General features: G+C 71.1%; 5 protein-coding genes and 1 tRNA gene. 1 reads left to right on the forward strand and 5 read right to left on the reverse strand.

Annotated features, from left to right (window positions below; genetic code table 11):
• Positions 1 to 222 precede the first annotated feature (222 nt).
• The 4 genes from A4V12_RS24525 to A4V12_RS24540 all read right to left on the reverse strand — a co-directional run bounded on the left by A4V12_RS24525 (position 223) and on the right by A4V12_RS24540 (position 10866).
• Entirely contained in the window at positions 223 to 987 is a 765-nt protein-coding gene (locus A4V12_RS24525; RefSeq protein WP_064071587.1) for a helix-turn-helix domain-containing protein, read from the reverse strand.
• Positions 988 to 1318: 331 nt separating this feature from the next.
• Entirely contained in the window at positions 1319 to 4132 is a 2814-nt protein-coding gene (locus A4V12_RS24530) for a DNA translocase FtsK (protein WP_199831367.1), read from the reverse strand.
• Positions 4133 to 4343: 211 nt separating this feature from the next.
• A complete protein-coding gene (locus tag A4V12_RS24535; protein WP_064071563.1) occupies positions 4344 to 5024 on the reverse strand; it encodes a response regulator in 681 nt (226 codons plus the stop codon).
• Between the two features lie 244 nt (positions 5025 to 5268).
• Complete coding sequence (locus A4V12_RS24540; RefSeq protein WP_234372325.1) at positions 5269 to 10866, reverse strand: HAMP domain-containing protein; 5598 nt, start codon at positions 10864 to 10866, stop codon at positions 5269 to 5271.
• A gap of 282 nt (positions 10867 to 11148) precedes the next feature.
• Here A4V12_RS24540 and A4V12_RS24545 point away from each other — a divergent pair, with 282 nt between their 5' ends.
• Positions 11149 to 13800, forward strand: a complete 2652-nt coding sequence (locus tag A4V12_RS24545) for a SpoIIE family protein phosphatase (protein ID WP_064071564.1) — start codon at positions 11149 to 11151, stop codon at positions 13798 to 13800.
• Positions 13801 to 13859: 59 nt separating this feature from the next.
• Here A4V12_RS24545 and A4V12_RS24550 read toward each other — a convergent pair.
• Positions 13860 to 13932: transfer RNA gene (locus tag A4V12_RS24550), tRNA-Thr, on the reverse strand.
• Positions 13933 to 14102: the final 170 nt, after the last annotated feature.

Consider the following 14102-nt stretch of genomic DNA (forward strand, 5'->3'; position numbering starts at 1 on the left):
ACCACCCGGTCCGGTGGTCCGCCGCCGCCCCCGCCCCCGCCCCGGGCGCACCCGGCCCCAGGCCCGCCCGCGCCCCGGGCCACGGCCCGCCCGCGCCCCGGCCCGCCCCGTCCCGCGCCCCCCGTGGCCGCACCGGAAGAAGACGAAACCCCGGGGCGGTGAACCGCCCCGGGGAAGAACCACCTCACCGACCGCGCCCCTGCGGTCACCCGCACGGGGCGGTCATCCGACCTCGGGGTCGCCCTTGGTGTAGGTGAGGCGCTCGACCTGGCCGGGCTCGAACTCGTCGGCGACCTTCTTGCCGTTCACGAAGATCTCGATCGCCCCGGCGTTGCCCAGGATCAGGTCCAGCCGCTCGTCGTCCTGGAAGGTCTTGGAGTCGCCCTTGAGGAGCAGCCCGTCGAAGAGGAGCTTGCCGTCGCGGGCCTTGGCGGAGATCCAGCTCTTGTCGTCGATCGCGGTGAGCTTGACCGTCACCTTGTCCTTGGGCGCGGCGGCGATGGCGCTCTCGGACGGTGCGGGCGGCGGGGCGACCACCTTGGGCGGCTTGGGCTTGCCGGTGGCCTTCTGCGCCGGGGCCGGGCCCTCGGCGACATGGGTGGAGCGCGATCCGCCGCCGTCCCCGTTGAACAGGGTGAAGCCGACGAAGCCGATCACCGCCACGATGGCGGCGACCATGGCGGCCGTCCAGTTGGGCCGCCGCCGCTCCGGGCGGATGCGTTCGGCCTCGAACAGCGGTGCGGCGGGCGTGGGCGACGGGCGGCCGCCGTGCGCGGCGTCGTACTGCTCGACCAGGGCCGCGGGGTCGAGGCCGACCGCGCGGGCGAGCGTGCGGACGTGGCCACGGGCGTACACGTCGCCGCCGCACCGGGAGAAGTCGTCCTCCTCGATGGCGTGCACGATGGGGATGCGGACGCGCGTGGAGGTGCTGACCTCCTCCACCGTCAGACCCGCGTCGATACGTGCCTGCTGCAGCGCACGGCCGATCGAGGGCCGGTCGTCCTCGGGATTGTCAGGGACGTCCGCGACGCCCTCGGCGCCCGCGGTACGCGTGTCGTCCGTGGTGTCGGGGGTCGAAGGACGGTCGTCTTCGGGGGATTTGCCGATGGACACGGGGGCGCCTTTCGAGCGTGTAACCACCTGCTGGAGGTTCAGTCTATGGGTGGTACGAAAGGGTGGAGCAACCGGGCGGACGCACTTTGTACGCCATCGGAATGGCCGGGCGTCCGAGGGGCGGGACAACTGCCCCCGCCCCTCCTTCCAACTTGACGTACGGCGGAGGGAAACGGTTGCTCCCGAACTTGTCACGCGGAGAGTCCTACGACTCCGACTCCCCCCGGATGACGGCGAGTACTCCATCCAGCTCATCCGGTTTGACAAGGACGTCCCGCGCCTTGGACCCCTGGCTCGGTCCGACGATGTTGCGCGACTCCATCAGGTCCATCAGCCGGCCCGCCTTGGCGAAGCCCACGCGCAGCTTGCGCTGGAGCATGGACGTCGAGCCGAACTGGGTGGTGACGACCAGCTCGGCGGCCTGGCACAGCAGGTCGAGGTCGTCGCCGATGTCCTCGTCGATCTCCTTCTTCTGCTTGGTGCCGACCGTGACGTCGTCGCGGAAGACGGGCGCCATCTGGTCCTTGCAGTGCCGTACGACCGCCTGGACCTCCTCCTCGGTGACGAAGGCGCCCTGCATGCGGACCGGCTTGTTGGCCCCCATCGGCAGGAACAGGCCATCGCCCTTGCCGATCAGCTTCTCGGCGCCCGGCTGGTCGAGGATGACCCGGCTGTCGGCGAGCGACGAGGTGGCGAAGGCGAGCCGGGACGGCACGTTCGCCTTGATGAGGCCGGTGACGACGTCGACCGAGGGCCGCTGGGTGGCCAGCACGAGGTGGATGCCGGCGGCGCGCGCCAGCTGGGTGATGCGGACGATCGCGTCCTCGACGTCCCGGGGCGCGACCATCATCAGGTCGGCCAGCTCGTCGACGATGACCAGGAGGTACGGGTAGGGCTGGAGCTCGCGCTCGCTGCCCTCCGGCGGCTTGACCTTGCCGGCGCGCACGGCGGCGTTGAAGTCGTCGATGTGCCGGTAGCCGTACGCCGCGAGGTCGTCGTAGCGCAGGTCCATCTCCCGCACCACCCACTGGAGGGCCTCGGCGGCCCGCTTGGGGTTGGTGATGATCGGCGTGATCAGGTGCGGGATGCCCTCGTAGGCGGTCAGCTCGACCCGCTTGGGGTCGACGAGCACCATCCGGACGTCCTCGGGGGTCGCCCTTATCATCACCGAGGTGATCAGGCAGTTGATGCACGACGACTTGCCGGACCCGGTGGCACCGGCGACCAGGATGTGCGGCATCTTCGCGAGGTTGGCCATCACGTAGCCGCCCTCGACGTCCTTGCCGAGCGCCACCAGCATCGGGTGGTCGTCCTCGGCGGCGTCCGCGAGGCGCAGCACGTCGCCGAGGTTGACCATCTCGCGGTCGGTGTTGGGGATCTCGATGCCCACGGCGGACTTGCCGGGGATCGGGGAGATGATCCGTACGTCGGGGCTGGCGACGGCGTACGCGATGTTCTTCGTCAGCGCCGTGATCCGCTCGACCTTCACGGCCGGGCCCAGCTCCACCTCGTACCGGGTGACCGTCGGACCGCGGGTGAAGCCGGTGACGGCGGCGTCCACCTTGAACTCGGAGAACACGTTCGTCAGTGACGCGACGATCGCGTCGTTGGCGGCGCTGCGTGTCTTCCCGGGGCCGCCGCGCTCCAGCAGGTTGAGCGACGGGAGGGCGTAGGTGATGTCCCCGGCGAGCCGGAGCTGCTCGGCGCGCTGCGGCAGTTCCTGCGGCTCGTCGCGGACGGGTGCGGGCTTGGTGAGGTCCGGTACGAGGCCGCCGGGCGTCTGCGCCTCCCGCGCGGGCGGTACGGAGCCGGTGTCGCCGGCCCCGCGCGCAACCCGCGCGCCCCGGGTGTCCCTGGCCTCCCGGGCGTCCCGTCCCCGGTCGCCGGTCACGTCCCGCGTCAGGTCGGCGACCACCGGGGAGGGCGGCATGCCGTTGAGCACGGCACCGTCCAGCGCGGCGGCCGCGGCGGCGGCCACGTCGACGGCGTCCAGGGGCCGGTCGAAGTCCGGCTCGGCGGCCGGGGCGGCCGCCCTGCGGGGCCGCCTGCGCCGGGTGAGCGCCTCCTCCTCGGCGTCCTCGGGGTCGTACGCCGAGGGCTGCGCCCCGCCCCGCCGGGAGCGGGCGGGCAGTGCCTCGCGCCACTGCTCGTCGTACCGCTCGTCGTCGACGCCCACCTCGCCGGGGAGGGGCTCGACGATGCCGAGCCGTACGCCGAGCGCCCGCAGCCGCTGCGGGATGGCGTTGACGGGGGTGGCCGTGACGACGAGCAGTCCGAACACGGTGAGCAGCACCAGCATCGGTACGGCGAGGACCTCGCCCATCATGAAGATCAGCGGCTTGGAGGCGGCCCAGCCGATCAGACCGCCCGCGTCGCGCACCGCCTCGCTGCCCAGGTCCCGCCCGGGCGAGCCGCAGGCGATGTGCACCTGGCCGAGTACGCCGATGACGAGCGCGGACAGGCCGATCACGATCCGCCCGTTGGCCTCCGGCTTCTCGGGGTGGAGGATCAGCCGGACGGCGATGGAGCCGACGAGGAGCGGGGCGAGCAGGTCGAGCCGGCCGAAGGCGCCGGTCACCAGCATCTCCACCAGGTCGCCCACCGGGCCCTGGAGGTTGGCCCAGGTCCCGGCCGCGACGATCAGGGCGACGCCGAGCAGCAGCAGCGCCAGGCCGTCCTTGCGGTGCGCCGGGTCGAGCCCCTTGGCGCCGCGCCCTATGCCGCGGAGCATGGCGCCGACCGCGTGGGCGAGGCCCAGCCAGAGGGCGCGCACGAGCCGGTAGACGCCCGCGGTCGGGGAGGGTGCCGTCCTCGGCGCGGCCTTCTTGGCCGCCGCCTTCCTGGCGGGTGCCTTCCTCGCGCCCCGGGCGGCGGGCCCGGCCGCCTTCGCGGATGCGGACTTCTTCGCGGGGGGCTTGGCCGGGGCGGCCTTCTTCGCCGCGCCGGTGGTACGGCCGGCGCGCGGCCGCGCGGTGCCCGCCGCGCCCTGGGAACCCTTGCCGGACGTACGTGAGGCCATGGTGGTGAGGTTACCGGTGTGGGGCGCGGTGGACACGTGTGCCCACCGCTTCACCCGTTCGTGTCGTCCCGGCGGACGCGCGGTGCTGACGCGCACTCAGCGGGACGGCGTGCCGCACGGGCGACGCCGTCAACAGGGGGGCGGGACGGGACCCGCCGTCCTTCGGTGGGCGGGCCCGCCGTTCTTCACCGGACGGTCGGTCGCCGGAGGGTCAGTTCTGCGCCGGCGGCAACGGCGGGCCGCCGCTGCCGGTTCCGGGTTCGAGCGCGTCCAACGCCCGGCGCAGCCCGGTGAGTTTGCGTTCCAGGTGCGCGGCGGTGGCGACGGCCGCGGCGTCCGCCGAGTCGTCGTCGAGCTGCTTGGACAGCGCCTCCGCCTGCTCCTCGACCGCCGCGAGCCGCGCGGACGGTTCCGCCAGGAGGCCGGGGGACTCCTTGACCGTTCCGCCCTGGCCGCCGCCCTCGAGCTGGAGGCGCAGCAGCGCCGCCTGCTCGCGCAGCTGACAGTTCTTCATGTACAGCTCGACGAAGACGGAGACCTTGGCGCGCAGTACCCAGGGGTCGAACGGCTTGGAGATGTAGTCGACGGCCCCGGCCGCGTACCCCCGGAAGGTGTGGTGCGGGCCGTGGTTGATCGCCGTCAGGAAGATGATCGGGATGTCCCGTGTCCGTTCCCGACGCTTGATGTGCGCGGCGGTCTCGAAACCGTCCATTCCTGGCATCTGGACGTCCAGCAGAATGACCGCGAAGTCGTCCGTCAGCAGCGCTTTGAGCGCTTCCTCCCCTGACGATGCCCGCACCAGCGTCTGATCGAGCGCAGAGAGGATGGCCTCCAGCGCCAGCAGATTCTCCGGTCGGTCATCGACCAGGAGGATCTTGGCCTTCTGCACCATGGCCCGTCCTCCTCGCCCCGGCAGTTGGCCGGGCGCCGCCCCAGGGGACGACTCCCTTGCGCCGTCCGTCCTTGTGCCGGTCATGGTAGCCGCACCCCGCCTGTCACCACACCCTGTCACCGCGATGTCACTGTGCACATAGCAGAAACGTAGTGGGAGACCAGAAGGTTCCCCGAACAGCGCCCTCTCACACGCTTTCAACCACAGTCAGTCAGCAACTCGCCAGGTTTTTCCTCGCCACCGCTCACTCTCCGCTCATCCACTGCTCCATGACGGCGAGCAGATGATCCGGATCCACCGGCTTCGTAACGTAATCGGAAGCGCCCGACTCGATCGCCTTCTCGCGGTCGCCCTTCATCGCCTTCGCGGTGAGCGCGATGATCGGCAGGCCGGCGAACTGCGGCATGCGCCTGATCGCGGTGGTCGTCGCATAGCCGTCCATCTCGGGCATCATGATGTCCATCAGTACGACCGTCACATCGTCGTGCTGCTCCAGGACTTCGATGCCCTCCCGGCCGTTCTCCGCGTACAGCACCGACAGCCCGTGCTGCTCCAGCACGCTGGTGAGCGCGAAGACGTTGCGGATGTCGTCGTCGACGATCAGCACCTTCTCGCCGTGGAACGAGAAGCTCGGCCTCGGCTCGTGCGCCTCCTGCCCGGCCGCCGGCCACGCCTCCGCGGCCGCCGAACCCCCGGAGCCCGCCGCCGCCCCCGAAGGCCCCTGCCCGGACGCCTGCGCGCCGGAGGAACCGGAGGCCCCCTGCCCCTGCGCACCGGCCGGCGCACCGGTCTGCCCCGGCTGACCCGCCTGCGACGGCTGGCCCGGCCGGCCCGGCAGCGCGGTCCGCTGGTCCGCGGCGCCCAGCGCCGCCCTGCGGCGGTGCCGGAACAGCGCGCCCGCGCCGGAGCGGCGCCCCGAGCGCTCGTCGCCCGGTCCCGCGGCGGGCAGCCCGTGGACGTCCAGGGCGCCCTCGTCCGTACCGTGGTGGAGATGGTCGGCGCCCTGCCCGTGCCCGTACCCCTGCGGCGGCAGCTCGCTCGGGTGCAGCGGCAGGTACAGGGTGAAGGTGGACCCGCGGCCCGGCTCGCTCGCCGCGTGGATCTCGCCGCCCAGCAGGCGCGCGATCTCCCGGCTGATCGACAGCCCCAGGCCCGTACCGCCGTACTTGCGGCTGGTCGTCCCGTCCGCCTGCTTGAACGCCTCGAAGATCACCCGCATCTTGCTGGCCGCGATGCCGATCCCGGTGTCCGTCACGGAGAAGGCGATGAGGTCGCCCTCCGCGTCGCGCAGCGAACCGGCCTCCAGCAATTGCTCCCGGATCGACTGCGGCACGTCCGCCTTCGCCGGGCGGATCACCAGCTCCACCGCCCCGCTGTCGGTGAACTTCACCGCGTTCGACAGCAGGTTGCGCAGCACCTGCAGCAGCCGCTGCTCGTCGGTGTGGAGCGTGGCGGGCAGCTCCGGCGAGACCCGCACCGAGAAGTCGAGCCCCTTCTCCGCGGTCAGCGGCCGGAACGTCGCCTCCACGTAGTCGACGAGCTGCACCAGCGCGATCCGGGTCGGGCTGACGTCCATCTTGCCCGCCTCGACCTTCGACAGGTCCAGGATGTCGTTGATCAGCTGGAGCAGGTCCGAGCCCGCGCCGTGGATCGTCTCGGCGAACTCGACCTGCTTCGGCGACAGGTTCCCGTCCGCGTTGTCCGCCAGCAGCTTCGCCAGGATGAGCAGCGAGTTCAACGGCGTACGCAGCTCGTGCGACATGTTCGCCAGGAACTCGGACTTGTAGCGCATGGAGACCGCGAGCTGCTCGGCCCGCTCCTCCAGCACCTGCCGCGCCTCCTCGATCTCGGTGTTCTTGACCTCGATGTCGCGGTTCTGCTGCGCCAGCAGCTCGGCCTTCTCCTCCAGTTCGGCGTTGGAGTCCTGGAGCGCCTTCTGCCGGTTCTCCAGTTCGGCCGACCGCTCGCGCAGCTGCTCGGTCAGCTCCTGCGACTGCTTGAGCAGCACCTCGGTCTTGGAGTTGACGCTGATGGTGTTGACGCTGGTCGCGATCATCTCGGCGATCTGGTTGAGGAAGTCGCGCTGGATCTGGGTGAACGGCTGGAACGACGCCAGCTCGATCACCCCGAGCACCTTCCCCTCGAACAGCACCGGCAGCACGATCACGTGCGCCGGGGCCGCCTCCCCGAGCCCGGAAGAGATCTTGAGGTACCCCGGCGGCACGTTGACCTGGATCGTCCGCTTCTCCTCCGCGGCCGTCCCGATGAGCGTCTCGCCCGGCCGGAACGACGTCGGCATCGCTCCGGACGAGTAGCCGTAGCTGCCGCGCATGACCAGCTCGTACGAGCCGTCCTCGTCCGCGCCGATCTCGTTGCCCCCGCCGGTCGGCATCGCCAGGAAGAACGCGCCGTGCTGCGCCGACACGACCGGCGTCAGCTCGCTCATGATCAGCGAGGCCACGTCCTCCAGATCGCGCCGGCCCTGCATGAGGCCTGAGATCCGGGCGAGGTTGCCCTTGAGCCAGTCCTGCTCCTCGTTGGCCAGCGTCGTGTCGCGCAGGTTGGCGATCATCGTGTTGATGTTGTCCTGGAGGACCTGGATCTCGCCCGCCGCGTCCACGTCGATCTTGAGGTTCAGGTCGCCGCGGGTCACCGCCGTGGCCACGGCCGCGATGGCGCGCACCTGCCGGGTCAGGTTCCCGGCCATCTCGTTCACCGACTCGGTGAGGTCGCGCCAGGTGCCGTCCACGTCGCGCACCCGGGCCTGGCCACCGAGGATGCCCTCCGTGCCCACCTCGCGGGCGACCCGGGTCACCTCCTCGGCGAACGACGACAGCTGGTCGACCATCGTGTTGATGGTGTTCTTCAGCTCCTGGATCTCACCGCGCGCATCGATGTCGATCTTCTTGGTGAGGTCGCCCTTGGCGATGGCGGTGGTGACCGTGGCGATCTGGCGCACCTGACCGGTCAGGTTGGACGCCATCGAGTTCACCGACTCGGTCAGGTCCTTCCATGTGCCGGAGACACCCGGCACCCGGGCCTGGCCGCCCAGCTCACCCTCCGTACCCACCTCACGCGCCACCCGCGTCACCTCGTCGGCGAACGAGGACAGCGTCGTCACCATCGTGTTGACGGTGTCGGCCAGCTCGGCGACCTCGCCGCGCGCCTCGACCGTCACCTTCTTGGTCAGGTCACCGTTGGCGACCGCCGACGACACCCGCGAGATGTTCCGCACCTGGGACGTCAGGTTGTTGGCCATCACGTTGACGTTGTCGCTCAGGTCCTTCCAGATGCCGGTCACGCCCCGCACCCGGGCCTGCCCGCCGAGGATGCCCTCCGTGCCCACCTCGCGGGCGACCCTGGTCACCTCGTCGGCGAAGTTCGACAGCTGGTCCACCATCGTGTTCACGGTGGTCACCAGGTCGAGGATCTCCCCCCGCGCATCCACGGTGATCTTCTTCGACAGGTCGCCCTTCGCGACCGCCGTGGTCACCTCGGCGATGTTCCGCACCTGCGAGGTGAGGTTGTTCGCCATCGAGTTGACGGACTGGGTGAGGTCCTTCCAGGTGCCGGAGACGCCCTGCACCTCCGCCTGCCCGCCCAGGATGCCCTCGGTGCCCACCTCGCGGGCCACCCGGGTCACCTGCTCGGCGAAGTTCGACAGCTGGTCCACCATCGTGTTGAGGGTGTTCTTCAGCTCCAGGATCTCGCCGCGCGCGTCCACGTCGATCTTCTGCGACAGGTCGCCCCGCGCCACCGCCGTGGCGACCTGGGCGATGTTGCGCACCTGCGCGGTGAGGTTCCCGGCCATGCCGTTCACCGAGTCGGTCAGGTCGCGCCACACCCCGGCGACGCCCGGCACCTGCGCCTGACCGCCGAGCCGCCCGTCGGTGCCCACCTCGCGGGCCACCCGGGTCACCTGCTCCGCGAACGCCGACAACTGGTCCACCATCGTGTTGATGGTGTTCTTCAGCTCCAGGATCTCGCCGCGCGCGTCCACGTCGATCTTCTGCGACAGGTCACCGCGCGCCACCGCCGTCGTCACCTGCGCGATCTGACGCACCTGCGAGGTGAGGTTGCCGGCCATGAAGTTGACGGAGTCCGTCAGCTCCTTCCACGTACCGGACACCCCCGGTACGCGGGCCTGGCCGCCGAGCCGGCCCTCCGTGCCCACGTCCCGCGCCATGCGCGTCACCTGGTCGGCGAACGAGGAGAGCTGCGCCACCATCGTGTTGACGGTGTTCTTCAACTCCAGCATCTCGCCCGCGACATCGACGGTGACCTTCTGCGACAGGTCGCCGTTCGCCACCGCCGTCGTCACCTGGGCGATGTCCCGCACCTGACCGGTGAGGTTGCGGAACGCCGTGTTGACCGAGTCGGTGAGGTCCTTCCACGTCCCCGCCGCACCCGGTACCTCGGCCTGACCGCCCAGGCGGCCCTCGACGCCCACCTCCCGCGCCACCCGGGTCACTTCGGAGCCGAACGCCGACAACTGGTCCACCATCGTGTTGACGGTGTTCTTCAACTCCAGCATTTCGCCGGCCACATCGACGGTGACCTTCTGCGACAGGTCGCCGTTCGCCACCGCCGTCGTCACCTGCGCGATGTCCCGCACCTGCGTCGTCAGGTTCCGGAACACCGTGTTGACCGAGTCGGTCAGGTCCTTCCACGTCCCCGCCGCACCCGGCACCTGCGCCTGACCGCCCAGCAGCCCCTCGGCACCGACCTCGCTCGCCACCCGCGTCACCTCGTCGGCGAACGTCCGCAGCGTCTCGGTCATCTGGTTGATCGTGTCGGCGAGCTGCGCCACCTCACCCCGCGCGCTCACCGTCACCTTCTGCGACAGGTCACCGTTCGCCACCGCCGTGGTCACCTCGGCGATGCCCCGCACCTGGGACGTCAGGTTCCCCGCCATCGTGTTGACGGAGTCGGTCAGGTCCTTCCACACGCCCGCGACGCCCGGCACCTCCGCCTGGCCGCCGAGCTCGCCCTCCGTACCCACCTCGCGGGCCACGCGCGTGACCTCGGAGGAGAACGAGGACAGCTGGTCCACCATCGTGTTGACGGTGTTCTTCAGCTGGAGCATCTCGCCGGCCACATGAACGGTGACCTTGCGTGACAGGTCGCCCTTGGCGACCGCCGTCGTGACGAGCGCGATGTCCCGCACCTGAGCGGTCAGCCGGTACGCCATGGTGTTCACCGAGTCCGTCAGGTCCTTCCACGAACCCGACATGCCCCGGACCTGCGCCTGACCACCCAGCTTGCCCTCGGTGCCGACCTCCAGCGCCACCCGCGTCACCTCGTCGGTGAACGCCGACAGCTGGTCGACCAGGTTGTTCACGGTGCGGGCGACCCTCAGGAACTCGCCCCGCAGCGGCCGCGCCGACCCGTCCGTACCCTCCGACCGCAACTCCATCCGCTGGTCGAGGTCACCCTCCGCGACCGCGGACAGCACCCGCCCGACCTCGGAGACCGGCCGGGTCATGTCGTCCACCAGCGCGTTCGCGGCCTCGATGGCCTGCGCCCACGCGCCCTCGCTGGCCCCGACCTCCAGCCGCTCGGACAGCTTGCCCTCGCGCCCGACCATCCGCCGTACCCGCTGCAGCTCACCGGTCAGGTGCAGTTTCCGGTCAGCGACCTCGTTGAAGACGGCGGAGATCTCCGCCATCACCCCGTCGCCGGTCACGGTCAGCCGCTTGCGGAAATTGCCGTCCCGCATCGACACCAGAGCCGCCAGGAGCCGATCCAGGGCGGCGGCGTCCACCTCGACGGTCCCGCCGCTCCGGGGCCGTCCGCCCTTCGCGCGCGTGCTACCGCCCCGCGCCGTCACGCCAGACTCCACCGTGTCCCTCCCGAAGGGGTTGACCGTACTGCTCGGGCATTGCCGCTCCCGCTGCCGCTGGAAGCCTTCCCAGTGTTTCACCACGACGGAACCCGGCCATAACAGTTCGGCAGCTTCGCATAACGTCCCCGTCCTCGGGGGACGGAAACAGCGGTGACCTCCATCCGCCCGGACAGCGAAGGTAAGTAACCTGGCATCCGGCTGTCCAACCGCCCCGGTCCGCCCGGCAGGGGCGGCGCGACGCTGCAAGACCACCGGGCACGGGGAGGGGCAGGGCCGATCATGGCAGAGCCGGGCGTCGATACGTGTACGAGGAGTTCTGTGATCACCGCTCGGGCGGCCGCCACCTTCGAACCCGTGGGACGGTCCGTGGCGACCGCCCGGGCCTTCGTCCGGGACACCCTCCAAGGCTGGGGGTACACCGACGTCGTCGACGACGCCGTCGTCCTGACCAGCGAACTCGTCACCAACGCCGTGATCCACGCCGGAACGGCCGCCGACGTCCTGTGCCTGCGCACCGAGAACGGCGTGCGCATCGAGGTCGCCGACCGCTATCCGGAGCGCGAGGTCCCCCTCCAGGGCAGCAGCCGTTCCCTGACCGACCCCGACAGCGAGAACGGCCGCGGACTGCTCCTGTGCGCCGCGCTCGCGTCCCGCTGGGGCGTCGAGTACTCCCCCACCCGCAAGCAGGTCTGGTTCCAGCTCGACCTCCCCGAACGCCCCGTCGGCACCCGCTCCGCCGGCCCCGTCCTGCCCACCGAGCTCCTCCCGGTCGCCGACGACCGGGTCCGTGTCGCCGTCGCCCAGATCGACCGCCACGGCGCGATCACCGCCTGGAACGAGGACGCCGAGCACCTCTTCGGCTACGCGGCCGACCAGGTCGTCGGCAAGCCGCTGGGCGACCTCGCCGCCTGGCCCCACACCCCCGGAATCGGCACCGGCATCGCCGAGGCGCTCCGCCTGTCACGCTGGGAGGGCAGCTACGGCATCCGCGGCACCGACGGCCGCGTCATCCCGGTGTACGCCTCCCACCTGCGCGTACGCGACACCAACGGTGAACCGTCGACCGTCTGCCTGCTGGTACGGGACTACGAGCGCGCCGTCCTGCAGTCCCCGCACCGCACCCCAGTCGACTCCAGCAACGAGAGCCGCAGCACCGACCCGTTCGAGGTCTTCATCGGCTCCCCCGCCCCCGACGACCTGGACGGCCTGCTCCAGCGGACCGTCGAGCGCGCCCGCGACATGCTGGACGGCGACGCCGCCTTCCTCCTCCTCGCCACCGACGACGAGACCGAGCTGGAGGTACGCGCCACCACCGGCCTGCCCTCCGCGCGCCAGCGCTTCGCCCGCGTCCCCGTCGAGGCCGCCGGCACCGGCCGCTACTCCTCCGCCCGCATGCCCGCCGTCCACGAGGATCTGTCGGCCGTCCCCGGCTCGGTGCCGCTCCTCAACGGCACCGGCATGCGCTCGGTCGTCACCGTCCCCCTCAAGGTCGAGGGCCGCCTCACCGGCTCGCTCGGCGTGGCCGCCGAGGCCGCGGGCCGGTACTCGAACGAGGAGGCACTGCGCCTCCAGTTCGCCGCCGACCGCATCGCCCTGGCCGTCGAGTCCGCCCGCCTCGGCGAGCTCGAACGCCTGCGCCGCGGCTCCCTCAGCTTCCTCGTCGAGGCCTCCGACCTGCTCGCCGGCACCCTCGACCGGGACCAGACCCTGGCGCTGATGGCGCAGATGACGGTCCCCACGCTCGCGACCTGGTGCGCCGTCTACACGATCGCCGACCCGACCTCCGAGCCCTACCTCTCGTACGTACTGCACGAGGACGAGGAGCGCATCGACGGCCTCAAGGCCCTGCTGGCCAAGATCCCCCCGCCCGAGCCGGTCCCCTCCCCCGGCGCCCGCGTCTGGACGGCCCCCGCCGACGTCGCCCATCGCGCGGCCCTGCGCACGTCCATGCGCGAGCTGGGTCTCGCCTCCACCCCCCTCTCGTCCGGCATCGGTACGACCCTGGCCACGGCCGCCGCGGTCGGCGGCGAGACCGTCGTCCTCCCCCTGGTCGCCCGCAACCGCGTCATCGGCATGCTGACCCTCGGCCGGCCGACGGACGACCACTTCCGCCAGGAGATCCTGGAACTCGCAGAGGACCTCTCCCGCCGAGCGGCCCTGGCCCTGGACAACGCCCGCCTGTACTCGGAGCGCATGGCCATCAGCCAGTCCCTCCAGCGCAGCCTGCTGCCCCCGGGCCTGCCCCAGATCCCCGGGGTCGAGGTCGACGTCATCTACCGCGCCGCCGGCGAGGGCAACGAGGTCGGCGGCGACTTCTACGACCTGTTCCCCATCAATGACGACGCCTACGGCTTCGCCATCGGCGACGTCTGCGGTACGGGCCCGGAAGCGGCGGCCGTCACGGGCCTCGCCCGCCACGCCCTGCGCCTGCTGGCCCGCGAAGGCCTCGGCGGCCCGGCGGTCCTGGAGCGTCTCAACGCCGCGATCCTCGACGAGGGCGCCCGCAGCCGCTTCCTCACCCTGCTGTACGGCGAGCTGTGGCCCCAGGAGGACGGCAGCGCGCTCCTCAAGGTCGTCTGCGCCGGCCATCCCCTCCCGCTGCGCCTCCGCCAGGACGGCACGGTCGAACCGGCCGCCGAGCCGCAGCCGCTGCTCGGCGTCATGGACGACTTGGAGCTGTACGAGGAGACCGTCACCCTCGCCCCGGGCGATGTCCTGCTCTGCGTCACCGACGGCGTCACCGAACGCCGCGAGGGCTCCCGCATGCTGGGCGACGACGGCCTCACCGAGGTCCTCACCACGTGTACGGGCCTGACGGCCGGCGCGGTCACCGCCCGCATCATGCGCGCGGTCGAGCGCTTCGCCGCGGAGCCCCCGTCGGACGACATGGCCATCCTGGCGATGCGCCTCCCGGAGCCTCACACGGACTGAGCGCCCGGAAATACGAAGAAGGCCCCCGCCACTAGGGCGGGGGCCTTCTTCGTTCTCTGAGCCCCCAAACGGAATCGAACCGTTGACCTTCTCCTTACCATGGAGACGCTCTGCCGACTGAGCTATAGGGGCCAGCTTGTCGCTTCGGTGTTTCCCCCTCGGCAACGAGATAAAGCATACCCCGAACGAGCGGGAATGCCCAACCGGCACTGACGGGCCGGCAGACGTCCAAGTAGCGGCGGAGCGGCTCGGACTGACACCGCCTCATCCAGGCAAATAGGCCCGGAACGCAAAAATGCCTC

Source organism: Streptomyces noursei, assembly GCF_001646665.1.
Lineage (GTDB): Bacteria > Actinomycetota > Actinomycetes > Streptomycetales > Streptomycetaceae > Streptomyces > Streptomyces lavendulocolor.